Origin of the sequence: Flagellimonas iocasae (assembly GCF_042682725.1) — a bacterium.
Classification (GTDB): Bacteria; Bacteroidota; Bacteroidia; order Flavobacteriales; family Flavobacteriaceae; genus Flagellimonas; species Flagellimonas iocasae.
On the sequence record NZ_JBHUHU010000003.1, the window covers coordinates 228320 to 254018 of the forward strand.

General features: G+C 41.9%; 22 protein-coding genes. 12 read left to right on the forward strand and 10 right to left on the reverse strand.

From position 1 onward, the window contains the following. Window positions 1–33 precede the first annotated feature (33 nt). From ACFSJE_RS08320 to ACFSJE_RS08350, 7 genes are all read left to right on the forward strand, one after another. On the forward strand, window positions 34–1629 hold the full coding sequence (locus tag ACFSJE_RS08320) for a M1 family metallopeptidase (protein ID WP_379830527.1): 1596 nt from the start codon (window positions 34–36) through the stop codon (window positions 1627–1629). Window positions 1630–1842: 213 nt separating this feature from the next. Continuing rightward, window positions 1843–2331 (forward strand): hypothetical protein, encoded by a 489-nt coding sequence (locus ACFSJE_RS08325; protein ID WP_379830528.1) that lies wholly within the window; start codon window positions 1843–1845, stop codon window positions 2329–2331. Window positions 2332–2525: 194 nt separating this feature from the next. After that, window positions 2526–2936 (forward strand): VOC family protein, encoded by a 411-nt coding sequence (locus ACFSJE_RS08330; RefSeq protein WP_379830529.1) that lies wholly within the window; start codon window positions 2526–2528, stop codon window positions 2934–2936. A gap of 2 nt (window positions 2937–2938) precedes the next feature. Continuing rightward, window positions 2939–3355: a YybH family protein gene (locus tag ACFSJE_RS08335; RefSeq protein ID WP_379830530.1), complete on the forward strand. Its 417-nt coding sequence runs from the start codon at window positions 2939–2941 to the stop codon at window positions 3353–3355. Window positions 3356–3470: 115 nt separating this feature from the next. Further along, window positions 3471–5153: a hypothetical protein gene (locus ACFSJE_RS08340; protein WP_379830531.1), complete on the forward strand. Its 1683-nt coding sequence runs from the start codon at window positions 3471–3473 to the stop codon at window positions 5151–5153. Between the two features lie 107 nt (window positions 5154–5260). Continuing rightward, entirely contained in the window at window positions 5261–5698 is a 438-nt protein-coding gene (locus ACFSJE_RS08345) for a VOC family protein (protein WP_379830532.1), read from the forward strand. A gap of 185 nt (window positions 5699–5883) precedes the next feature. Further along, on the forward strand, window positions 5884–6582 hold the full coding sequence (locus ACFSJE_RS08350) for a hypothetical protein (RefSeq protein ID WP_379830533.1): 699 nt from the start codon (window positions 5884–5886) through the stop codon (window positions 6580–6582). 173 nt (window positions 6583–6755) lie between these two features. Here the strand turns inward: ACFSJE_RS08350 and ACFSJE_RS08355 are convergent, their stop codons facing one another. The 4 genes from ACFSJE_RS08355 to ACFSJE_RS08370 form a co-directional block, all read right to left on the reverse strand. Then, complete coding sequence (locus ACFSJE_RS08355; protein ID WP_379830534.1) at window positions 6756–7601, reverse strand: pseudouridine synthase; 846 nt, start codon at window positions 7599–7601, stop codon at window positions 6756–6758. 73 nt (window positions 7602–7674) lie between these two features. Next, window positions 7675–8580, reverse strand: a complete 906-nt coding sequence (locus tag ACFSJE_RS08360; protein WP_379830535.1) for a geranylgeranylglycerol-phosphate geranylgeranyltransferase — start codon at window positions 8578–8580, stop codon at window positions 7675–7677. A 10-nt stretch (window positions 8581–8590) separates the two neighbouring features. Then, on the reverse strand, window positions 8591–9529 hold the full coding sequence (locus ACFSJE_RS08365; protein ID WP_379830536.1) for a mevalonate kinase family protein: 939 nt from the start codon (window positions 9527–9529) through the stop codon (window positions 8591–8593). A 131-nt stretch (window positions 9530–9660) separates the two neighbouring features. Then, window positions 9661–10755, reverse strand: coding sequence for a diphosphomevalonate decarboxylase (locus ACFSJE_RS08370; protein ID WP_379830537.1), 1095 nt, complete (start codon window positions 10753–10755; stop codon window positions 9661–9663). 92 nt (window positions 10756–10847) lie between these two features. Between ACFSJE_RS08370 and ACFSJE_RS08375 the strand changes: the two genes are divergently transcribed. Then, on the forward strand, window positions 10848–11324 hold the full coding sequence (locus ACFSJE_RS08375) for a TspO/MBR family protein (protein ID WP_379830538.1): 477 nt from the start codon (window positions 10848–10850) through the stop codon (window positions 11322–11324). Between the two features lie 69 nt (window positions 11325–11393). Here the strand turns inward: ACFSJE_RS08375 and ACFSJE_RS08380 are convergent, their stop codons facing one another. Then, a complete protein-coding gene (locus ACFSJE_RS08380) occupies window positions 11394–11936 on the reverse strand; it encodes a DUF1697 domain-containing protein (protein WP_379830539.1) in 543 nt (180 codons plus the stop codon). Window positions 11937–11998: 62 nt separating this feature from the next. Between ACFSJE_RS08380 and glpK the strand changes: the two genes are divergently transcribed. After that, a complete protein-coding gene (gene glpK / locus ACFSJE_RS08385; RefSeq protein ID WP_379830540.1) occupies window positions 11999–13498 on the forward strand; it encodes a glycerol kinase GlpK in 1500 nt (499 codons plus the stop codon). A gap of 40 nt (window positions 13499–13538) precedes the next feature. Then, window positions 13539–14267, forward strand: coding sequence for an MIP/aquaporin family protein (locus ACFSJE_RS08390; protein ID WP_379830541.1), 729 nt, complete (start codon window positions 13539–13541; stop codon window positions 14265–14267). Between the two features lie 6 nt (window positions 14268–14273). Here the strand turns inward: ACFSJE_RS08390 and ACFSJE_RS08395 are convergent, their stop codons facing one another. Both ACFSJE_RS08395 and ACFSJE_RS08400 read right to left on the reverse strand, forming a co-directional pair. Further along, a complete protein-coding gene (locus tag ACFSJE_RS08395; protein ID WP_379830542.1) occupies window positions 14274–15539 on the reverse strand; it encodes a BaiN/RdsA family NAD(P)/FAD-dependent oxidoreductase in 1266 nt (421 codons plus the stop codon). Further along, a complete protein-coding gene (locus ACFSJE_RS08400) occupies window positions 15539–16291 on the reverse strand; it encodes a glycerophosphodiester phosphodiesterase (RefSeq protein ID WP_379830543.1) in 753 nt (250 codons plus the stop codon). The genes ACFSJE_RS08395 and ACFSJE_RS08400 overlap by 1 nt, the downstream gene beginning before the upstream one ends. Window positions 16292–16481: 190 nt before the next feature. Between ACFSJE_RS08400 and ACFSJE_RS08405 the strand changes: the two genes are divergently transcribed. Further along, window positions 16482–16901: a hypothetical protein gene (locus ACFSJE_RS08405; protein ID WP_379830544.1), complete on the forward strand. Its 420-nt coding sequence runs from the start codon at window positions 16482–16484 to the stop codon at window positions 16899–16901. Between the two features lie 48 nt (window positions 16902–16949). Here ACFSJE_RS08405 and ACFSJE_RS08410 read toward each other — a convergent pair whose 3' ends face one another. From ACFSJE_RS08410 to ACFSJE_RS08420, 3 genes are read right to left on the reverse strand one after another with little or no spacing between them, the layout of a single operon-like run. Beyond that, on the reverse strand, window positions 16950–18821 hold the full coding sequence (locus ACFSJE_RS08410; protein ID WP_379830545.1) for an alpha-amylase family glycosyl hydrolase: 1872 nt from the start codon (window positions 18819–18821) through the stop codon (window positions 16950–16952). After that, complete coding sequence (locus ACFSJE_RS08415; RefSeq protein WP_379830546.1) at window positions 18818–21124, reverse strand: glycoside hydrolase family 65 protein; 2307 nt, start codon at window positions 21122–21124, stop codon at window positions 18818–18820. Before ACFSJE_RS08415 ends, ACFSJE_RS08410 begins: the two co-directional genes overlap by 4 nt. Window positions 21125–21181: 57 nt before the next feature. Further along, on the reverse strand, window positions 21182–22225 hold the full coding sequence (locus ACFSJE_RS08420) for a LacI family DNA-binding transcriptional regulator (protein ID WP_379830547.1): 1044 nt from the start codon (window positions 22223–22225) through the stop codon (window positions 21182–21184). Between the two features lie 349 nt (window positions 22226–22574). Here ACFSJE_RS08420 and ACFSJE_RS08425 point away from each other — a divergent pair, with 349 nt between their 5' ends. Then, the gene (locus ACFSJE_RS08425; RefSeq protein WP_379830548.1) at window positions 22575–25688 is read left to right on the forward strand and encodes a SusC/RagA family TonB-linked outer membrane protein; all 3114 of its coding nucleotides are present in this window, start codon (window positions 22575–22577) and stop codon (window positions 25686–25688) included. Window positions 25689–25699 lie beyond the last annotated feature (11 nt).

The following is a 25699-nucleotide window of genomic DNA, read 5'->3' on the forward strand; positions in this document are numbered from 1 at the left end:
ATCTTGAGCCAGTAACTGTTTAGTCAATCCTCCATGCAAAAAAGAGTAGTACCTTTCTTTCTGGCCTTTGCTTTAATTTGTTTTATTGGAAATGCCCAAGATCAATATCCCAAAAACGAAAATGTTGATGTGCAACACTATGTGTTTGGTCTGTCCCTAAACGATGCCTCCAACGAAATTCAGGGTGAAACCCAGGTAACGGTCAACTTCAAAGAGAAGGCAGTTCCGTTTGCCTTGGATTTGGTTTCAAAGTCAGGGGAATTTGGAATGGAAATCACGGAGGTTTTGGAAGACAGTCTCAAAGCAAATTATACGTATGCCCAGAACAAAATCAATATTGTTCCCAAAACCCAAGCAAAAACCCATACGTTTACCGTAAAATATCACGGCATTCCCGAAAGAGGTCTCGTCATTGACACCACCAAATTTGGTAAACGTTCCTTTTTTGGAGACAATTGGCCCAACTTGGCGCGGCACTGGCTTGCTTCCGTGGATCACCCGTATGATAAGGCAAGTGTGGAATTCCAAATTACAGCCCCAGACCAGTACGATGTGGTGGCTACTGGCGAAAAAATAGAAGAGAGCAATCTTGAAAATGGATACAAGCTAACTATTTATCTAGAACCAGCCCCCGTTGCCACCAAGGTCATGACCATCGGGGTGACTGAATTTGCCAGTCGGCTGGTGGATGAAGTACAGGACATTCCCGTTACGGCCTGGGTATATCCGCAAAACAGATTGGAAGGCTTCAATGATTACACCGTTGCGGGAAAGGTGTTGGAATACTTTATCGGGGCCATTGGCCCATATTCTTATGCAAAATTGGCCAATATGCAGGCCAAGACCCAGTGGGGTGGACTGGAAAATGCAGGCACCATCGCTTATTTTGAAAATTCAGTCACAGGAAACAACGAGGTTGAACCCCTGATTGCTCATGAAATTGCCCACCAATGGTTTGGCAATTCGGCCACAGAGAAAAGTTGGAACCACGTGTGGCTTAGTGAAGGTTTTGCCACGTATTTCTGCATTCTTTATCTGGAAAATGTGTATGGAGATGACCGTAGAAAAGAAGAATTGGCCATTGACCGAAATGAAATTATTTCCTATTATAAAACCAATCCCTCACCTATTGTAGACTTAACCATTACGGATCCCATGCGGGTGCTCAGCACCAATACCTACCAAAAAGGTGGATGGGTGTTGAACATGCTTCGGTATAAATTGGGCGATGACTTATTTTGGAAAGGGATTCAAAAATATTATGCTATCTACCGCAACAGCAATGCCCTTACAGATGATTTCCGGCATGTCATGGAAGCAGTTTCCGGGGAAAAGCTGGACGACTTTTTTCAGCAATGGTTGTTTACGAAGGGACATCCGCAGCTCAAATGGAATTGGGAATACAAAAAAGGGAAAGTCGTTCTTAATCTGGAGCAATTGCAATCGCATCATGTATTCCAGTTTCCGTTGGAAATTGGTTTGGTAAAAGATGGCAAGACCACTCTAGAAACCATTCAAGTGAATGAACGCACTGGAAATTTTGAGTTAAAAACCAATACACGTCCAGACAGTGTGGTCCTCGACCCCAATCAATGGACTCTTTTTGAAGAGATGACAACTAAAAAATAATGTCATTTTAAATGTGACACACTGACATCCAGAGTGTTAAATATTTTTGCATTGCACCCCTTCCACTCTTAAAAATGTATTAACGGTCGCTTTTTTGGTTACGAAAAATTCGCTTTGGTATTTATTTTGCGGTCTGACAGGATAGTGTTTTGAGTGGTTTCGCTCTAGAAACCCCAAAACCAGAACTGATGTATAATTTTAAAACAGAGCGATATGAAACGTACGCTATTAATGCTACCGACCTTGCTCTTGATTGTCAGTTGTCACGGCCAAGAGCACCAAAAAGAACAAATAAAGGAATCCACGGACAAGATGGCCCAAGAAGAACCTGAAGGAACTTGGAAAGTGAACCGGGAATTCGATGAGGATGGCAACCTTATCCGGTACGATTCCATTTATTCTTGGTCTTCTTCCAACTATGACAAGAACTTGGCCAAAATTGACCGGGACAGCTTGCTGCAGTCTTTTACTTCCCGTTTTTCAAATGGGCGTTCTCCATTTGACGAAGAAGGTTTCAACAATTTTTTTGCTGATGATTCCCTTTTTACCCAACACTTCTTTTCAGATGACTTTTTTGAAAGCAAATTGGGAAAAGATTTTATGGACTTGAACCAGATGCAAAAACACATGGAAGCCATGCAGCACCAATTTATGAAACGCTACGGACCAGAATCCGAGCAATCCAAAAAAGAACACATGTAAAACCTAGTTCGTTCAAAAAGCAAGGACTCCCCTCACGCAACGTGCAGGGGATTTTTTTTACAATTCTCGCTCCCTATGGGTAAACTATGCTGGAAACAAATTCAATACGTCGCATTTACCCTTGAATTCGTCGGTATAGCCCCTCTATATATTTGCTGAAAGATTCTAAATTAGCATGGTACCACTAGCCAATCATGAAACAGATTTTCATCAATCTCCCCGTTAAAGACCCAAATGCGTCCATGGCGTTTTATTCCGAATTGGGATTTACCAACTACCCCCTGTTTGCGAACAACGACCAAAAATGTATGGTTTGGAGTGAACAGATCTATGTGATGCTTCAATCCCTTGAAATATTTCAGGGCAATACAGAAAAAACAACCCAGGATACACCACTCTCCGTCACGGCTAAGTTTACCCTTCCTGTGGAAAGCCTCGATAGGGTAAATTTCATCGCCCAAAAAGGAGTGAATGCAGTAGGAGTTGAAATCCAGCCCATGAAGGATGAGGGTTTTATGCAAATCCGAAGTATAGCAGATTTGGATGGACACCATTGGGATATCATCCATTTGGATATGGAAAAATTCAAAAGAATTAAAACCTGATTATGAAGGATATAGAAGATTTTTTTATTGCTTATAAAAACGCCGTTTGGCAAAAAAACGCCGCTGAACTGCTTTCACTTTATGACGAGAATGTGGTCTCCTTTGATATGTGGGACCGTGGTTATTACAAAAATTTACAAGAGTGGAGCCCGGAAATTGAAGACTGGCTGGATTCCTTGGCAGATGAAAAGGTAAAGGTTGATTTTGAAATGGTGGTCACACATGCTTCGGAAACTGTTGGTTTTGCAAGTGGGTTGATACGTTTTCGGGCTATTTCTTCTGACGGGACCGTGCTTAGGGGCATGAAAAATAGAATTTCTGTGGGCTTCTCAAAATTTGGGACAAAGTGGAAGGTGGTGCATCAACATATTTCCGCACCGGTGACATCGGAAAATCTTATGGCTGTTTTGAATCTATAAAAATCATTACCTTCACGGGCCTATGCTGAATTTGACTCAGCATCGTTCGATAGCGTTCATTTTATGATGAGCATCAACTATTGGAACATTAACCTTTAAACCAACCAGAAACCACATGCCATTGAAAACTTCCCCCGTTATTCTAGCACTACTCGTATTGCTTTCTTTCAGTTGTAAAAATGCCACTAAAGAAGAATCAGCAGAAGCCCAAAGCGAAACAGTAAATTTCACCTCCAACAAATACGAAGATTTGGTTTCCTTGTTCAAGGAGTGGAGGACCTTTGAAAACCCACCACTTCTTGATGGTGCACCTGACTACACGGCGGCAACATTTGAAAAACGATGGCCGAATTTTAAAGAATTACAATCAAAACTACAATCCATTGACACCACCAATTGGTCCGTGGAAAATAAAGTGGATTGGATGGTGGTTTGGGCCGAAATGAACGGATATGATTTTTACCATCACATTTTAAAACCTTGGGAGCGCGATCCCGCTTTTTACAAAACAGTTTGGATCAGTCGAAGTGATGTCCCCGCCCATGAAGGTCCAACGCATCATGCGGTAACCGACCTCTGGACGTACTCTTTTCCACTATCCACAGAAGAAAGGCAGCGATTGTTGTCCGATTTAAAGGTAATTGCACCTCTAAACTCCCAAGCCAAGAAAAATTTAACCGGAAATGCCAAAGATTTATGGGTCACCGGGATTAGGGACATCCAACAACAGAGCAGGGTACTTTCAAGGTTAAAAGAGCGAGAGTACATCAAAGATGATGCGGAATTGGTTTCCGTTATTGATGAGGCCTTGACCTCAACAGATGACCTCGTCTCTTGGTTACAGGAGGAATCGAAATCAAAGAATGGTCCATCAGGAATTGGGAAAGAAAATTATACGTGGTTCCAACAAAATGTAAACTTGGTTCCATTGACTTGGGATGACGAAGTCATGCTTCTAAAGCGAGAACTTGCACGCGCTTGGTCCTCCTTAAAATTGGAGGAACACCATAATAGAAATCTCCCCGAATTAATGGAGGCGGACTCGCCCGAAGCCTATGATAAAAAGGCGGATGCAGGGGCTAAAAGCTTGATTGCGTTTTTGGATAAACAGGATATTGTTACCGTAAAACCCTATTTTGAACCCGCACTACGAGAACATTTAGGTCGATTTGTACCCAAGGAGACCCGTAATTTTTTCTCCATTGCCATGCACTACGACCCTAGAACGCTATACTCCCATTCGTACCATTGGTTTGAACTGGCGCGTATGGATAATGAGCCGCACAAAAGTGAGATTCGAAAAGGCCCCGTTTTATACAACATTTACAATTCACGGAACGAAGGAACGGCAACTGCTGTGGAAGAAATGTTTATGCAAGCTGGATTGTATGATGATAGCCCAAGAACCCGGGAAATCATTTACATATTAATTGCCCAGCGCGCCGCAAGAGGTTTGGGGTCTTTATACGCCCATGCCAAAGAAATGACCATGGAGGAAGCCGGAGGAATCCATAGTGAGTATACCCCTCGTGGTTGGATGAAAACCGAAAAAGAGTTGCTCATTTTTGAACAACATCTGTATTTGCGCCAGCCCGGATATGGAACCAGTTATATTACCGGTAAATATTTATTGGAGACTGCCTTGGCCGATTATGCCAAACTCAAAGAGGTAAAAGATGAACCCTTTGTGGTAAAAGACTTTTTTGATACCCTAAACAGCATTGGAAACATTCCAGTTACGTTGGGGCACTGGCAAATGACAGGTTCCAATGACCATTTAAAAACCATTATGAAGTAAGATCCAATGGATACGTGGCGCAATCCGCCTCTTTTTTGACGTGATTCCCCGTGATGTATGTTTTAGGTTAGTGGTACTTTAGATGTATACAAATCAATTGGAATACCATGGCACTGATCAACCCACACGTTAACTTCAACGGAAATGCCGAAGAAGCCTTCAATTTTTACAAATCCGTATTTGGAGGAGAGTTTGCAACTATAATGCGGTTCAAAGACTTGGAAAGTGATGAATTTCCAGTAGCGGAACACGAAGCCCATAAAATAATGCACATTGCCCTGCCCATTGGCAACAACATTTTGATGGCCAATGATGTTCCCGAAAGTATGGGCAGAACCAACGAAAATGAACACCGAAGCAAAATATCCATAAGCGCGGAAAGCAAAGAGGAAGCTGACAAATTGTTTAACGGCCTTTCTGCCGGCGGACGAATTGAAATGCCCATTTCCAAGAGTCCCTGGGGTTCTTATTTTGGAATGTTCAGGGACAAATACGGCATTGAATGGATGGTGGATTATGATCCAAAATTTAAAGGGAAAATTTAGCTCCTAAAATTTTTTCTAAAAACTTTAAATCAATCCAAAAAAGGAACACATCAAATGTATCTGGATATTTTCCATGAAAAATCCTAACTTCACTCCTGTCTGCCGACAGGCAGGTATCGGTTAATATAAATCATTAAAACGATTCATATCTTCAAACGTTATGGGCAAGGTGAACAACGAACCAAGTGAAAGCAAGAATATTCTCAAATAGACAACTAATTGGAAGGACTGACTTACAAGTTGGAGACGAATCAATGGGCGGATTATTTGGAACCTTTGTTCCGACTGAGTTTTACATCGACAATATTCAAAAGTTCGTTTGGGAATTTTGGGCGACAAATAAGCCTGACTATAAAAAATGGAATGAATTACGACTAAATACTCAATTAGAAAACGGACTGTTTCTTTTCCCTGAAGGTGGTTACACAATTGACGATATTAGAGAACTGCCGAATGAAACAAAACGCCTTGACATTGCAGGGGTTGACAGAAAAATAATAAAAGACTTTTTCCTAACTAAACCGCCTAGACCATTTGTTGAAGAACCTTGGAATGAACTTCAAATTGAACAGAAAATTGCTTTTGAAGATGAACTAAAAAAAGAACTAGGAACAAACACCGATTCTATTTTTAACTTCCTAAGCAAACCCAAAAAGCATGAACTATCGGACATAGAAATCTCAGCTTTTTGCCACGACCAGAGAAGTGACGATGTGTTGTTTGAAATTTGGAAACCGAATCTTAACAAAAGATTTGCCTTAGTTCATTTGACTTGGACAGGAAAAAAGGAAAAGGAAGGATACCCGATTACGACATACTACAACGACTTTGATGATTTTAAATACTCGAAAATGTATCCTGACAAAGCTGAATGGGAAGACTAAAAAAATAAACCCTGCCCATAAAATCGGCTATAGCAAATGCGAGCTGACTGCTTAAATATGAAGATATTACAACTAAATAAAATTACAGTAGGCGGACAAGAAAGCGGTTTCAAAATCCCGCACTTGCCATAGCCAGGGCCGATAAGTGCAATTCCAGAAAATTCCCCTAAAACTTATTTTATCATCTTCAAATTAATGACCTCCTGCTCAGTGAGGTGGCGCCAATGACCTCGTGGCAAGTCTTTTTTAGTGAGTCCTGCGAAAATGACACGGTCCAGTTTGGTGACTTCATAGCCCAAATGCTCAAAGATGCGGCGCACAATACGGTTTCGTCCACTGTGAATTTCCACCCCTATCTCGCGTTTGGGTGCTCCTTGGATAAAACTGATGCTGTCCACTTCAATGGACCCGTCTTCCAGTTCCAATCCGGCTTCAATCTGGTGTAAGTCGGCCAAACTTAAACTTTTATCCAAATGCACATGGTAGATTTTGCGAACGCCATGGGTAGGATGCGTCAGTTTTTTGGTCAAATCCCCATCATTGGTAAAGAGTAGCAGACCTGTAGTGTTTCGGTCCAAACGACCAACGGGTAATAAACGAGATTTGGTGGCGCTGGAAATCAATTCCATTACCGTGCGTCTCCCCTTTTCATCGCTGGTGGTAGTGATAAAGTTTTTGGGTTTGTTGAGGAGGATGTATTCTTTTTTCTCTGGATTAAGGCGCTTTCCATCAAAACGGACATCATCGGAACGTTTTACCTTAAAGCCCATTTCGGTGATGACCTTTCCGTTTACGGAAACGTTTCCGGCTGCGATATAGGTATCCGCTTCCCTACGGGAACAAATGCCAGCATTGGCAATGTAGCGGTTCAACCGAATCTCATCAGGATTCGATTTTTTTACCGGGGCTTGCTTTAATCTAGGATTTGAAGTAGCCTGCCTTTTATAGGGCTTTTGAGAATTTCCTTTTTTAGAACCTTGGCCAGGTCTTTTACCACGGTTACTGTCTGATTTCGCCATCAGTCTTTATTTTTTTGCAAATGTAGTCTTTTACACCCCTAAAGTCCCCTCAAGGGGACAATTTATTATCAGTTCATAAAATGCGGTTCAGCACCAAATTCACATCAATCAACAAAATACTGAAGACCCCGGCTACAATGATGAATTTTAAGATGTTATGAAGCCCCACGTAGTGTTTTTTGTCCTTGGATTTCCATAAAAGCATCAAAAATAAGATCAAGAGGGCAATGCAGGCGATGAAATAGAGGTACATATAGCCCACATCAAAGGTTTTGATGAGCAACAGGGCAGGTACCAACGTCAATACAATCAATAGTGCAATAAGGAATTTGGAAACTTTTGCTCCATAGATAATCGGGATGGTGCGGTAGTTCTGGGCCATATCGCCTGCCATGTTTTCCAAATCCTTGATCATTTCGCGGGCCAAAATCAATAAAAATAGGAACAGGGCATGGACAAAAATGACTGTCTTAAAATTGTGATAGTACACAAACACCACAAAGAATGGGGCAATGGCCAAAGTGGCCGACACCAAATTACCCACGAAAGGAATTCGTTTCAGTTTGTGGGAATAGAACCAAATACCAAAAATATAGGCTGAGAAAAACAGCACCGCCCGAAACGAAATGTAACTGGCCGCCAGAACTGCCACAAAATTCAAGATAAAATAGGTGGTCAATTTAAAGCGTTGGCTAACGAGCCTGTCCAACATACTTTTGGTGGGTTTGTTGATCAAATCCTTTTCAGCATCATAAAAATTATTGATGATGTACCCGCTGGCTATCACAAGTGCCGAAGCCGTTACAATCAAGAACAGATTAAGGTCAAAAATTACTTCCCTAAGCGGTATATCCGGAGAGAGAATATAGATGGAGGCCAAGTACTGGGCCAAGGTAATCACTAAAATATTGTACCCGCGAACCACGGAGAATAGACTCAACAGCTTAAAAAGCAAGAGTTTGTTTTTTCTACTAAGCATGGGATTGCTTTTAGAAGTTGTAGACCACCTCTAAATTGTAGTCTTTGAGTGCCTTTTTGGCCTTTTCCAAATCTTCGGTAAAGCCCAGAATATAGCCGCCGCCGCCTGAGCCACAAAGTTTTAGGTAGTAGTCATTGGTTTCGATACCCTGCTGCCATAGTTGATGGAACTTAGCCGGAATCATGGGCTTAAAATGATCTAAAACCACATGGGAAAGTTGTTTTAGGTTTCCAAAAAGGGATTTGATGTTGCCATTCAGGAAGTCCTCCACGCAAGCATCCGTATGTTTCACGAACTGGTTTTTGATCATGTTACGGAATCCTTCTTGCTTCATTTTTTCCATAAAAATCTGAACCATGGGAGCCGTTTCTCCCGTGATTCCGCTATCCAACAAAAATACAGCTCCTTTGCCATTGGTATTTTGCGATGGAATGCTGGTGGATTCAATATTATCTTGGGAATTGATGAGGATTGGCAAACTTAGGTAACTGTTCAACGGATCTAATCCTGAGGATTTTCCATGGAAAAAAGATTCCATTTTACCGAAGATTTTCTTCAATTTTAGAAGCTTTTCCCGGGTAAGATTTTCCAATACGGTAATCTTATCATTGGCATATTTGTCGTAGATGGCGGCCACTAGAGCGCCACTACTACCAATACCATAACCTTGCGGAATGGAACTGTCAAAATACATCCCATTGGCGATATCCTTTTCCAAGGATTCCATATCAAAAGAGACCAATCCCTTTTCGTTCTTCTCGATGGTTTTTAGATACTCCGCAAAAGCCTTTAAACTCTTGTTGGATTTTTGGGCCAACTCAGACGAGTTATTGTCCCACTTTAAAGCTCCTTTAAAAAAGTTGTAGGGAATTGAAAGTCCTTTGGAATCTTTGATGATGCCATACTCTCCAAAAAGTAGAATCTTAGAATAAAATAATGGGCCTTTCATACGCTTCTACTAAGATACAAACAATTTTGTTTAATTTTAAAAACAAACCGATAAACAAAACAGTTTTCTCCTTGAAATTGTTGTTTCCTATTAAAACACGGGACAAATAACGCAAAAAAACAGCTTTGCTGTTAGTTCCGGTTAATTATTTTTTTAGCTCCCGTTCCAATTCGGTCGCAAAGATAGTGTCCTTTCTCGCAGTGTGCAACCAATTCATCCTGAATAAATTGAATGGCCTTTTCCTTAACCGATTCCGGGTACAGCACATGCACATTGGCCCCTGCATCCAAGGTAAAGCAAATGGGAACTTTGGTCTGACTCCGATAAGCCCAAATTTTGTTGATGATTTCCAAGGTATCGGGTTTCATCAAGATAAAATAGGGCATGCTGGTCATCATCATGGCATGAAGGGTAAGGGCCTCACTTTCCACCACTTTGATGAACTCCTCCAAATCTCCTTCAGCAAAAATCGGTTTAAGCTTATCCAAATTGTCATATGCCTGATGAAAACGGTTTTGTGCATACGGATGACCGTGCATCAAGTCGTGCCCCACCGTACTGCTCACCTGTTTTTGACCTTTGTGCACCAACAAAATGGTATCGTGGTAATTTTTGAAAACGGGGTTGACCTCGAATGGATATTTTATTCCAAACAGATTTGAACTATTGGGAATTTGAGGATGTTCCCCCCATTGAATCAAATCACCTTCAATACTCCTACAAGCACTTCCTGAACCCAATCGCGCCAAAAAAGAGGCTTTCTTTTTGAAAAATTCTTCATCCATAGCAGGATTCAATTGCTTTTCAATGTCCATCAAGCAAAGTGAGAGTGCTGCCATTCCACTTGCGGAAGAAGCAATCCCACTACTGTGCGGGAATGAATTCGAAGTCTCAATCGTGAAATGGTAGTCCTTCAGAAAAGGAACATATTCGACTACTCTATTGAAAAAAGTTTCAATCTTGGGCTTGAAATCCTCCTTCGGCTTTCCTTCAAAAAGCAATTTAAAAGAAAATGAATCTGTCTTGGTTTCTTTCTTTTGATACGAAACTGAAGTTGTGGTAGCACAGGCATCCAACGTAAAGCTAATGGAAGGATTTGCCGGAATTTGATGGGCCAATTTGCCCCAATACTTCACCAAGGCAATGTTGCTCGGTGCTTTCCAGGTCACTCTTCCATTTTCTGAAAAATGTGGATACGGTACAGGCACAAAATCTTTTTCCGTCATGGGAAGGCTATTTGGGCAAATATACGCTTGCGGCACACTTACTGAAAATAGGATTGAAATAAATTCTTATTTTAGACGGAGTTGCACCAACCATGAAAAAAAGAATCGGTTATATCGCCATAAGCGTTGCTGTTTGCCTACTGATAGGATTCTTAGCCGGAATTGCTACACAAAGTTCCGTAAATGATTGGTATGTAACGCTCAACAAGCCAGAATTCACTCCCCCCAATTCTCTTTTTGCTCCGGTTTGGACGGTGCTCTACATTTTGATGGGGGTGGCCGCAGGAATGGTATGGTCCAAGGGATATCATCATGTTTGGGTAAAAACGGCCTTGTACCATTTCTTTTTTCAGCTTTTGGTGAATGCTTTATGGAGTATTGTCTTCTTTGGTTTAATGAATCCATTCGCTGCCCTTCTGGTCATATTGGTGCTATTGATCTTAATCATGCTGACCATAAAATGGTTTAATGTGGTGAGCAAGCCAGCCGCCATTTTAATGATTCCTTATGTGCTTTGGGTATGTTTTGCAGCGGTCTTAAATTATAAGATTTGGGAGCTTAATTCTTAAAAAAGAAAAAGTTCAAGAGACAAGTTCAAGTTCAAAAATCGATTTTCTTGTGGGTTTGGAGTTTGAGATTTAATGATTCTTTGTCATTTCCCAAAGTTTTTCCATGGTTTTCTGATTGCGGGTCGTAGCTTCCACTTTTAGCTTTCGCTCAATGAGATTATTGTTGAGTTTGGAATTGCCATATCCTTTTTTACACATCAGATAAACGCATTTTTCCGTAATATGAAACGCCTCATTTTCAAAGCTGACTTCTTCCAATTGTTGGGTCAATTCTTTTTGCGGAGGCTGTTTTAGCAACACATAATATAGTTTGTTTTGTTCCTCTTTATCGGCAAACGGATTTGCATCCAAAACCTTTTTAATGTCATTTCCAGTTACCACCAAAGTGGGCACCTCAAAACCAAAATCCTTTAAAATTGCCTCAAAAACTAATTGTTCCAAATCTCTGGAATCTGAACTTTCACTATCAAAAATAATGTTGCCACTCTGTATGTAGGTTTCAACATTCTCCAGTCCACTTTTGGCGAGTGTTTTTCGCAATTCAGCCATTTTAATTTTCTTTTGGCCACCCACATTGATGCCTCGCAAAAGTGCAATAAAGGTCATTTTCATAATTTCTTAAAAAAGATACTCGGATAAATTTTACTAAATTCAAACGCATTAAATTAACTAAAATGAACCAATATATCCTTGCCTTAGATCAAGGCACCACAAGTTCCCGTGCTGTGGTCTTTGATCAAAAAGGAAGCATAATTTCTGTCGCACAAAAAGAATTTACCCAAATTTTTCCTCAACCGGGATGGGTGGAGCACGATCCCAACGAAATTTGGGCCACCCAAGCTGGTATGGCAGCGGAAGCTGTCAGCAAAAAGGGGTTAAAGGGTGAGCAAATGGCCGCCATCGGTATCACCAACCAACGGGAAACCGTTGTGGTTTGGGACCGAAAAACCAGTGAACCCATCTACAATGCCATTGTATGGCAGGACAAACGCACCGCGGATTATTGCGATGAATTAAAAAGTCAAGGGAAATCACAACTGATTCGTCAAAAAACAGGATTGGTCATTGATTCCTATTTTTCGGGCACAAAAGTGAAATGGATTCTGGACAATGTGGAAGGTGCCCGGGAAAAAGCGGAGGCCGGTGATTTGGCTTTGGGTACCATCGATACCTGGCTCATTTGGAAGATGACGGAGGGCAATCTCCATATCACCGACGTTACCAATGCTTGTCGCTCCATGCTGTTCAATATTAATTCCATGGATTGGGATGATGAACTTTTGGAACTTTTGACGATTCCCAAAAACATGCTCCCCGAAGTAAAACAATCCAGTGAGGTCTACGGACATACAAGTCCCAATTTCTTTGCTTCCAAAATACCGATTGCCGGAATTGCGGGAGATCAACAGGCGGCTTTGTTCGGCCAAATGTGCACAAAAAAAGGAATGGTAAAAAACACCTATGGAACGGGATGTTTTATGTTGATGAACATTGGGGACAAACCCATTGTTTCCGAAAATAAACTCTTGACTACCGTGGCATGGAAAATCAACGGAAAAACCCAATATGCCCTTGAAGGAAGCATTTTTATTGCCGGAGCAGTCGTACAATGGCTTCGTGATAGTTTGGGTATCATTAAAAAATCTTCGGATGTGGAGAAATTGGCGGAATCGGTGGACAGTTCGGAAGGCGTCTATTTTGTTCCCGCTTTTGCCGGATTGGGCGCTCCCCATTGGAACCAACGGGCTCAAGGCACCATTTTTGGGTTGACTCGCGGAAGCACCGATGCCCATATTGCAAGAGCTGCCCTGGAGTCGATTGCCTACCAGACCATGGATATTTTAAAAGCTATGGAAGCTGATTCTGGAATTACCATCAAGGAACTTCGGGTTGACGGCGGGGCTACTGTGAACGATATGTTGATGAAATTTCAAGCAGATGTATTGAACACGGTAACCGTACGACCAAAGATTGTGGAAACCACCGTGATGGGTGCTGCCTATTTGGCCGGATTGGCCGTTGGCTATTGGAAAGATACCGATGAAATTCAGGATATTTGGCAAGCCGATGTCCATTTTGACCCCTCAACAGACCGAGAAACCATAGAAAAAGGGATTCAAGGGTGGTACTGGGCGATAAAAGCACTGGAATATTGGACAGAAATTCCCAAATAAGTAAACATAAACCAAACTAGTAACGTTATCTTCAAACCGTATGACTCCATTTATCGCTGAGATTGTCGGCACGTTTCTCTTGATGCTCCTTGGCTGCGGCGTCAATGCCAATGTTTCTTTACAAAAAACCTACGGTTCTGGTTCCGGATGGATCGTAATTACCACGGGATGGGCTTTTGCGGTCTATACTGGAGTGGTGGTGGCAGGGCCATACAGTGGCGCTCACTTGAATCCGGCTGTGACCATTGGGCTTGCTGTGGCAGGTGAGTTTCCGGTCGGCGACATTGCTCCCTACATCATCGCTCAATTTATCGGTGCCATGTTGGGTGCTTTTTCGGTTTGGCTGATGAACAAGGATCACTTTAACATTACTCCAGATGGGGACACCAAAAGAGGTGTGTTCTGTAATGCTCCTGCCATTCCCAATACTTTTTTGAATCTGCTTACCGAAATTCTGGGAACATTCGTATTGGTTTTTGCGGTTCTCTATTTTACGGATGCCACCCTATCTTCGGACAATACCATTATTGGTCTGGGGTCATTGGGAGCTCTACCAGTTGCACTGATTGTCTGGGGTATTGGTTTGTCTTTGGGAGGCACAACAGGGTATGCCATCAACCCGGCCCGAGACATGGGACCCAGAATTGTCCATGCGTTGGTCCCCATAAAAGACAAAGGCTCAAGTGGATGGGGCTATTCCTGGATTCCGGTGGTAGGACCCATTTTAGGCGCCATACTGGCTGCTGGAATTGCAATGTTGTTGGGGTAAGGTTTCTTAGGAGGCAATGGCTTTTGCGACCAAATAGGCTCCTGTCCATGCATTTTGAAAGTTGAATCCTCCCGTAATCGCATCCACATTGATGATTTCTCCGGCAAAATAAAGGTTGGGGTGCAACTTACTTTCAAAAGTCTTGAAATTGATTTCTTTTAAATCGACCCCACCTGCAGTGACAAATTCCTCCTTGAAGGTACTTTTTCCTTCAACCCGAAACGAACAAACTGTAAGTTGTTTGGCCAGCTGGCTTAATTTCTCCTTTGTGATATCTGCCCATTTTTCATCGGCATGGATGCCCGCTGCTTCCACCAGTTTGGACCATAAACGCCTGGGAAGTTTTGTAGCTTGGGTCCGTGAGACGGTTTTCTTGGATTCCACTTCTTTTACCTTTTTAAGGTATCCCTCCATAGATCCCGTGGTATAGTCGGGAGTCCAGTTGACGTTGACTCGGAACACATAATTGTAATCATGAAGTAGGTTGGCTCCCCATGCTGAAAGCTTTAAAATGGCCGGACCACTAAATCCCCAATGCGTAATTAAGATAGGACCTTCGGAATACAAAACAGGCTCTTCTTTGATGGCACTTTTAAGCTTCAAATCGCTTTTGTCATTGGTAAAAATACGCTTGGGAGGAACCTCTACCGAAACCTCAGAACTGATTCCCTGAATTCCTTGGATTCTGGTGTCTTTTACATTGAAGGTAAACAGGGATGGGACGGGGGGAACAATGGTGTGTCCCAGAGCTTCCAACTGGTTCCATATTTTGGAATTACTGCCTGTTGCCAACACCAACTTTTTGGTTTGATAGTGTTTGTTCATTGTGGTCACCTGCCATCCATCATCCTGTTTTGTGAAGTGTTTTACAGAACTGTTTCGTAAAACTTTTACACCGAGTCGTTCTGCTTCACTCTCAAAACAGTCAATTATACTTTGGGAAGAATCACTTTGCGGGAAAACACGTCCATCTTCCTCAATTTTTAAGGGGACGCCCCGCTCTTCAAAAAAAGCCATGACATCCATCGGCGCATGGGAATAAAACGGTCCCAAAAGTTCCTTTTCGCCTCGTGGATAATTGGTGGTAAGCTCCTTTGGGTCGAACTCTCCATGGGTAACATTGCAACGGCCGCCTCCTGAAACCTTTACTTTGGAAAGTACCGTTTTTCCCCTTTCAAAAATGGCAACCTTAAGATGTGGTGCTTGCTCTGCAATATGGATTGCTGCATAAAATCCGGCTGCTCCGCCTCCAACAATTATGACATCGAACATCAATGTACCCGCTCAGGATAGTTGGTGATGATGCCATCCACCCCAAAATCCTTCATCCGTTGAATGTCTTCGGGTTCGTTTACCGTCCAAGTGTATACTTTTAAATCCTCATCATGGATTTTGTCCGTATTCTCGGCCGTTAATGTTTCAAAATTGGGATTAATGGCCACGGCATTGAGTTCCTTGGCAACCGGAATGGCCTCCAACGGGTCTTCTTCAGTAAGGACCGCAATCTGGATATCCTTGTTCAGCTTTCGCATCTCCCGTAACTCATCCCAAATAAAACTGGAAATGATAATGTTCTCTGGAGACCAGCCTTTATCCTTTATGTAATAACTTAGGATATGATTGACTTTATCAGCAGTTAAATACCCCTTCAACTCAATATTTAGCGCCACTTTATTATCAATAAGTTTTAAAACATCTTGAAGGAGTGGGATTCTGTGCCCACCTTCAACAACGAGTTGTCTCATGGCAAAGAAGTTGTAATCCTCGATCATGCCGCTACCATTGGTCAGTCTATCCACGGTTCTATCATGAAATACAACGACTTCCCCACTCTCAATTTTGAACACATCAATTTCTATCATATCCACACCTAAATCCATGGCCTTTTTTATGGAAACCAAGGTGTTTTCAGTCTCATGCCCCATAGCTCCCCTATGGCCAATGACCAAGGTTTTTGAATCTTCCATACCACAACTGTTTAACATTAAAACGGCCAGAACGGCCATGAGCAAACTTTTTTTCATGTTGTTCGTGTTTGAGAACGCTAAAAATACAATTTGAAAACGAAACTTGGAACCCTTTTTAAGAACAGGAAATACGCTTTCGAAATTCCTTTAAAATGATTAATCCATTATCTATAGGTAATAATATTATCATATTGATAAATTTTATTTGATATATTTATCATATTAGTAACCAATTAAATAAACCAGCATGTTTTCAAAAACTAATTTATTGGCCACCTTGGTCAGCGCGATTGTCATGTTTTTCTTGGGATACCTCATTTGGGGTCTTGCCACAGTAAACTTTTTTACGGAGCATACCATTGTAAACTCAATGAAGGAAGTCCCCGATTTGGGACTTATTGCCCTAGCCAATTTAATTGGGACTTTTATTATGAGTACTCTGTATAGCAAATGGGCCAGAGGGCATCATTCACTTGGACAAGGGTTTGAGTTTGGCGCTTTGATTGGAGCATTTGTTGGCCTATCCATGGGATTGCTTTGGTATGCTACTGCCAATATGATGGATTTAACGGCCCATGTGGTCGAAGCTATACTGGACATCGCCTTCTATGGGATTATTGGTATTTGTGTTGCTTTGGTATATCAGAAAATGGCCAAAAAAGAATAACATCAATGACCTCCTAAACTTGGGCGGATTGCTTTGCAATCCGCTTTTTTATTGCTTCAGGCCAAAAATGAAAGACTGCAATGGTTCCAGGTCCACTTGTACTTCTCCCCTACCGTCATTCACGGAAAGCTTTTTACTGGCCTTCCCGTACAGTTTCTCTTTAAGTTGATAGGTTTTATTTTCCAGTTGCCAGTTAGCGATGATATCTTCTGGAAGCTTTAATTGAAGGTCATAGCTCTTGTGGGCATCAAAGTTGGAGACAACAATAAGTTTTTGGTTCGATGACCATCGCACATAGGAAAAAACCCGATGGTCATATCCTTCCGTATGGTCCTTGTTGTAGTAATGGATTTCTTGGTAGTCGCCCATTAAAGCATCGCTCCCAATGGTGAAATTTAAAAGGCGTTGATAGAAATCACGAAGATCTCGTTCCTCTTCTGAAAGTTGACCTCCATCAAATTTTTTATTGTTCATCCATCTTTGGTGATGGGGCACTCCGATATAATCAAAAATTGATGTTCGGGTAGGGCTGCCAAAACCGGCTTCCTCTGCTCCCGGCTCCCCAACCTCCTGACCGAAATAAATCATGGTTGGCGAAGTGCTTATCGTAGCGGAAACCACCATTGCGGGTTTGGCCAATTTGGGGTCACCCACAAAATCTGGACTGGCGATTCGCTGTTCATCATGATTTTCGAGAAAATGGAGCATGTGGTGTTCTATATCCGCCACTTTTTGCTGCACCACGGGAATATGGTCTGTCCAACCGTAGCCCTTCATAATGTGCTTGACGCTGTCATAGAGGTCCACCTTATCATATAAATAGTCCATTTTTCCCAAATGGATATATGCTCGATATAATTCTGGATTGTACACCTCTGCCAATAAAAAGGCCTCAGGTTTTTTCATTTTGATGTTGGAATTGAGATAGCTCCAAAATTCCACTGGCACCATTTCGGCCATATCAAATCGAAAACCATCCACCCCAAAATCCAACCAATACAGCGCTATATCCTTGAATTTGTGCCAAGAATCGGGAAGGGTCTTGTCCTTCCAAAATTCATAATGGGCTATGTAGTCCTTTGTCCAAAAGGCTTCGGGGAGCTCATCAAAGTCTTTGGTGCCATCTGGCCGAATGCCATAATTGACTTTTACTGTTTCGTACCAATCATTGAAATGGGGTTGGGCCAAACGGGAACCGTTGCCCGTCCATTTCGCAGGATTTTCTTCAAACGTATTATCTACCAAGGAACTCTTCTCTCCCCCCAACGGCAAATAGCCATTTTGCCACTCAGGCACTTTAAAGGCCTCTCCGGGAATGTAGTAAAAGTTATTGTTGACATCGTACTCCTTACTCGTATCATCACTCACTCCAAAATCCTCAACGCCTTCAGGATTGGTAACACCCTCATAATTTCTAGCCACATGATTGGGTACAATATCGATGATGACCTTCATTCCTACGTTGTGGGTTCGGTCAATAAGCGCCTTGAATTCCTCTAACCGTTTTGCAGGATCTATGGCCAAATCGGGGTTTACATTATAATAGTCCTTTACGGCATAGGGCGAACCGGCCCTGCCTTTAACCACATCGGGGTCATCATTAGAAATTCCGTAAGCGGTATAGTCATTGATCAACGCATGGTGGGGCACCCCGGTGTACCACATGTGGGTTATGCCCAAATCCTTGATTTGGTTCAAGGCCTCATAGGTGAAATCCGCAAACTTGCCCACACCATTTTCTTGGATGGTTCCCCAAGGTTTGTTAGTGGTATTGGTGTTTCCAAAAAGGCGGGTAAAAACCTGATAGACTACGGTTTTTTTCTTCATTGGTGGTTCAATGGGCTTTTGGTTACGCTTCTCCTTACATGAATATACTGCGCCCAGCACAATCAAAAAAGTGATGAGCCGAATAGTTTTCATGCCCGGATTGTTTCTCCTGGCACCAATTTTACCGGTTTGCCATCAACTTGAATGGTCAAGGGCTCATTTCCAGTGATTTCAAAAGAATTTCCATCCGCTGAAACGTGAATAGTGACAATCTGATTCCTAAAGTTGATTTTAAAGGAATAGGATTGCCATTGGTCTGGAATTTTGGGTGCAAAACAAAGTTGGTCATTGAGAATACGCATGCCCCCAAATCCTTCCACAATGCTCATCCAGGTCCCAGCCATGGAGGTAATGTGCAATCCTTCCTTCACTTCTTTGTTGTAATCGTCCAAATCCAGTCTGGAGGTTCTTAAATAAAACGTATATGCTTGTTCCATTCGTCCCAATTTTGCCGCCTGGATGCTATGCACACAGGGTGATAACGAAGATTCGTGAACGGTGAACGGTTCGTAGAAATCAAAATGCCGCTCCAGTTCTTCTTGACTAAACTGATCTTCGAAGAAATAGAAGCCTTGAAGCACATCTGCTTGTTTAATATAGGGAGACCGTAAAATTCGGTCCCAACTCCATTTTTGGTTGATGGGTCGTTCGGATTTTTCCAAATCCTGAACTTTGACCAATTTCTTATCTAAAAACCCATCTTGCTGTAAAAAAACTTCGTGTTTTTCTGAATAGGGGAAATACATGTTGCCGGCCACCTTTCCCCAATCCTCAGTTTCGGAAGGGGTCAAATTGGTTATGGCCACTATTCTTTTATAGTCATCTGAATAGGATTCCTGCACTATTTTGAGCTGTTCCAAGGCATACTGAATGCACCATTTGGCCAAATAGTTGGTGTACCAGTTATTATTGACGTTGTTTTCGTACTCATTGGGTCCGGTTACGCCCAACATGACATATTTCTGCTTTTCTTCTGAAAAATTAACACGTTGATGCCAGAATCGGGCAATGCCGATCAACACTTCCAATCCCATTTTTGGGATGTAGCTGTAATCGCCTGTAAATCGGTAATAGTTGAAAATGGCGAAGGCTATAGCTCCATTCCTATGGATTTCCTCAAATGTGATTTCCCATTCGTTATGGCATTCCTCACCATTCATGGTTACCATAGGATAGAGTGCTGCCCCATTTGAAAAACCCAACTTTTGGGCATTTTCAATCGCCTTTTTCAAGTGGTTATATCGATATTTTAATAGGTTCCAAGCAACTTCCTGATTTTTGGTGGCCATATAAAAAGGTAAGCAATAAGCCTCGGTGTCCCAGTAGGTGCTTCCGCCATATTTTTCTCCAGTGAATCCTTTTGGACCGATATTCAATCTGGAATCTTTTCCCAGATAGGTCTGATTCAATTGGAAAATATTGAAACGAATACCTTGCTGTGCCTTTACATCACCGTCAATGGTGATGTCACTCATTTCCCAAATTTGGGCCCACACTTCTTTCTGCTTTTGCAATAATGCCTCAAACCCTAGTGCTGATGCTTTATCCAAAACGGCATTTGCCGCTTGTTGCAATTTATCTTTAGGATGATTTCTGTCTACAGTGTAGCCTCCAAATTTTACTAGCGTTAGGGTTTCATCTTTCCCCAAGTCAATTATATAGGAATGACCAACAGAAGTTTCATTCTTCTTTGCGGTGGGTTTCACATCAAATTTGGTTCCATCAACATAGACTTCACTCTGCATAAAGGTACACACCGAAAAGTTCGTCTTCATGGTATGTGAGGCGACGAAGGCTCTGTTTCCTTCGGAAGCAATATCGGTGATATTCCAAAATTTATCGTCCCAGTTGGTGTCCTTGTTTTTGATTCCGCCATCCAAATAAGGAGCCATGACTACTTGAGCATCTGTATTCAATACTTGAAGATTGTATTGAATAGCTCCGGTTTCATCCAGATCCAAACTCAAAAATCTAATCACATCTACGGCCACTTCCACATCATTGGGTAGGGTGGCCACAAAGCTACGCTTGTACCAACCTTCTTGCATATTAAGCTCACGACGGAAATGTTCCACTTTTTTGCAGGTGTTCAAATCCAGTGGAACATCATTGATGGTTACATCAATACCTATCCAATTGGGTGCGTTGAGCACTTTGGCAAAGTATTCAGGGTAACCGTTTTTCCACCAGCCCACACGGGTTTTGTCGGGATAATAGACCCCAGCTATGTAACTTCCCTGAAACGTTTCCCCGGAATAGTGCTCTTCAAAATTGGCACGCTGCCCCATGGCACCATTTCCAATACTGAAAAGGCTTTCGGATGATTCTACCTGTTCCTTACTGAACCCTTCCTCAATAATGGACCAAGGGTTCGCTTTGATGTAATCCTGATTCATTGCTTACCAAAATTGTGGAGCAAATGTAGGCACCTTTATGATATGGGAAGTATAAACTTAATGAAATATGGAATCCCTTACTACTAAGGTAGGCTCCAAAATCTTGGTTTGGAAAGTGTCTTCTTCCTCTTTTTCGCCCTCAACCTTATCAATTAGCATTTGCGCAGAGATTTCGCCCATTTTTTCACCATGCTGGGCAACCACGGTTAAACTGGGGTGCGCGTACTTGGACAAAAAGCCATCTGTAAAGCCAATAAATGAGATATCCTCTGGGATTCGTAGTCCTTTTTCCTGTGCCAATCGCATGCTATAAACGGCAAATATCTCATTCACACATAAAACCGCATCCACCTCTTGGGTATTGAAAAAGCTTTTGATACGCTCTTCATCCATTTCCATGGAGGACAGGGTAAGTATCCTGGATTCATCCACACCCAAGCCGCTTTCGGTCATTGCTTTTTTATAACCCAAAGTACGACCCTTACTTACGCTAAGGTAATCATCGGTAGTAATCAAAGCTATTTTTTTTCTTCCCTGCTCTATAAGGGTTTTGGTGGCCATATAGCCGCCGAACTCGTCATCAATAACCACCTTATCGCAGTCTATCTCGTTTGTGATTCGGTCAAAGAGCACGACAGGTATACCCTGTTCAGTTACCTCTTTTAAGTGATTATAGTCCCCTTTTTGTTGGGTTTCAGAAGACAAGGACATGATAAACCCATCAATGCTCCCATTGGCCAACATTTCCATATTGATGACTTCCTTATCAAAGGATTCTTCCGAAAGACAGACGATTACATTATATCCTCTTGCATTTGCGTATTTCTCGATACCTCGAATAACGGTTGTAAAGAAGTGGTGTACTATATCCGGGATCACAACGCCAATGTTCTTGGTCCTCTTGTTTTTAAGACTAATGGCAATGTTATTGGGCTTATAATTGTAGAGTTTTGCAAAAGCTTGGACTTTCTCTTTGGTATCCCTACTGATTTCCTCACTGTTTTTCAGTGCTTTTGAAACCGTTGAAATAGATACTTCAAGCTCTCTTGCGATATCTTTTAATGTAATCTTCACTTTGTTGTTGGTACTAATTTGATTCAAAGATTTGCGGTAGGAAATTACGCAATAAAGAAAAGGGGGTAGGCCAAAATATGCTTTTTAACAAAAACAATACCGAAGTTTAAAAAAACTCTTATTGAAACGTTAATATCCGCTAAAAAATAAAAATACTATATTAGTGGTAAAATTGCGCATTTCTCATTTATTTGCTTTTATTTTATGATATAAGTGTTTTAATCACATTAATTTTGTTAACCTTCTACAAATACAAAGTTATTAACACGAAACCGTTTTCGCTCTATGTTGCGATATGCTTAAATTTAGATTAACATTTTTTTTATATATGTTTAACACTTGAATTAAAATTAACTAAACTTAAAATTAATTATTTATGAAGATTACGCTACTTAGAAGCCTTTTGCTGCTGGGAGCATTTTTATGCTTTGGTTTGGCAAAAGCTCAAACAGTATCTGGTACTGTTTCGGATGCAACCGGACCTCTTCCGGGAGCAAGCGTATTGGTTAAAGGAACAACCAATGGTACGCAAACCGATTTTGATGGTAATTACACTTTAGATGGCATTGGTGATTCGGCCACGCTCGTCTTTAGTTACATTGGGTACAAGACCGTTGAGGTTTCTGTCAACGGCAGATCTACCATTAGTGTAACCCTGGAGGAAGATGCCCAAGCATTGGATGAAGTGGTGATCATCGGTTATGGACAAACTACCATTAAAGATGCAACGGGTGCGGTGGCCGCAGTTACATCAGAGGATTTCAACGGAGGTGTTATTGCTTCACCTGAACAGTTGATCCAAGGTAAGACCGCTGGGGTTCAAATTACACAAGCCAGTGGTGCGCCAGGAGATGGAGTCGCTATTAGAATTAGGGGTACAAACTCCGTTAGATCAAACAACAACCCATTATTTGTGGTGGATGGAGTGCCACTTTCTGGTGCAGACACATCACCTTCCAGTGGTGATACCGGTTTAGGTACTGGAACATCATCCAACCCTCTAAACTTTCTTAACCCTAACGACATTGAGAGCATCAGTGTTCTTAAAGACGCATCTGCAACGGCTATTTATGGTTCTCGGGGTGCCAACGGTGTGGTAATCATTACAACCAAAACTGGTAGGGGAAGTCAAGGTGGTGTTTTTGAGTTTTCATCCAACCTAAGTATTTCCACTCCAGCCAATGAATATAATTTATTGGGTAGAGAAGAGTTCTTGGACGCCGTTGAACAATTTGGAGGTGACCGAGATGCACAGGACTTTGGATATGATACAGATTGGCAAGACTATGTAACCCGCACAGTAGCTTCTCAAAATCTTTCCTATTCCCATAATTATGGCAAAGGGAATGTAAGGGCCACTTTTGGCTATGGCAAACAATTTGGTGTAGTCGAAAATTCAGACTTGGAAAGAATTACGGGACGTATCAACGCTACACATCGCTTTTTAGATGATAACCTAACTTTAAATTTCCAAGGAACTATCTCAAGGGTAAATGAGCAAAGAGCGCCTTTAAGTGGTAGTGCCGGATTTAATGGAGATTTATTGGGTGCGGCGTACTCAGCCAACCCAACTTGGCCTACCAGGGCAGATTTTTCAGCCGCTGGGGGGCTCTTAAGCCCTGCCACTTTATTGGAGGAGTTACGCACAACCAGTACTATAAATCGTGTATTGTTGAATGGCTCTGTTGAGTACAAATTCACACCAGAATTAACTGGTAAAATTAACGTGGGTTATGATAAATCCGAAGGTGAAACCTTGGCATTAACCACAAGAGATGCCATCAATGCCGGAAGAAACGTTCAAGGCAACGGACGTGGCAACTTCAATACATTGGACTTGGAAAACAGACTTGTCGAAGCCACATTGAATTATCGCAAGGAGTTTGACAATTCATATATAGATGCCATTGTAGGTTACTCCTTCCAGGATTTTGGAACCAACGGTCGTAATGTCGAAGGGTTCGGATTCTCCTCCTCCGATTTTAACGTAATGGAAGATGATTTAAGAACTTCAGTAAATAGTACACAAGCTCAAATCGACGGTGAGTTCCAACAATTTGGTTACGACCCAAGATCTAGTAGCATCATAGTAAACCGCCTATTGCCAAGTGTTGTTGCTGCCGACCCTGTTGCTGCCGGTCAATCCTCTCGTCCGGTAAGAGCTATTGCCGCGGATACATTTGACAACACAGATGAATTGCAGTCCTTCTTCGCAAGAGTCAATTATACCTTAATGGACAAATACTTGTTCACAGCTACGGTTAGGGCTGATGGCTCCTCCCGTTTTGGTGGAAACAATCAGTATGGATATTTCCCTTCCGCAGCCTTTGCTTGGAAAATCAATGAAGAGGATTTCATGGGGGATACATTCTCCACCCTTAAATTAAGATTGGGTGCTGGTATCACTGGTAACCAGGAAGGCCTTGGTTATGGACAGTTTATCCGACGTGAAAGATTTGGAAGTCCCTCTATAAATGATGATGGAAACTTTGTTCCTCCGGGTATTTCACCCGTTACCTTTGCGAACCCCGATTTGAAATGGGAAGAAACATTGGATTTCAACGTAGGTGTTGACTTTGGTTTTAACGACGATAAAGTATCTGGTAGTATTAACGTTTATCGTAAGCAAACTACAGATTTATTGTTGAATATTGAAGCGGCTCAGCCATCTCCACAGCCTAGATTCTTCCAAAACTTGGATGCTACATTAATTAACCAAGGGGTTGAATTCGAAATGAATGTAGATTGGGTAGCCACTGAAGATGTAAACTTTAGCACTTCCTTCAACGTAGCATACAACGAAAACGAACTTCAGGATTTTGATGGTCAGATTCCATCAGGTACTATCCGAGGACAAGGTCTTTCTTTGGCATTTGCTCAAATTTTGGCAGGTGATCGCCCATTGTTTTCTTACTTCCTTCGTGAATTCGGTGGATTTGATGAAAATGGGTTGCCCATAGGTGACGTACAAAGCTTTGTTGGTAAAGATGCCCTTCCTGATGTTAACGCAGGTTTATCCCTTAATTTTGGGTACAAGAATTGGGACCTTTCCGCGTACATGGCTGGTCAATTTGGTTTCTATGTTTATAACAACACCAAAAACGCATTCTTTACCGCTGGTTCCATTGGTAATGCCAGAAACGTAACGCCAGATGTCTTGACAAGTGGTGAAAGCAATTTGGCCTCTGCTCCAGTTTCCACGAGATTCTTGGAAAAAGGTGATTTTATACGAATGCAAAATGCATCTATTGGCTACACCGTACCATTAAGTGGCGACGGAGCTTTAAAAAGTCTTAGATTGTCAGTTACAGGACAAAACCTGTTCTTAATCACTGATTATAGTGGTTTAGATCCGGAAGTTAGTGTACAGGCAGGTCAACCAAACAATGGCGTAAGTGATGTTCTTAACGGAATTCCTACCGCAGGTATTGATTATACCGCTTTCCCAAGACCAAGAACGGTAACCTTTGGCTTAAATGCTACTTTCTAAATAAAAAAATT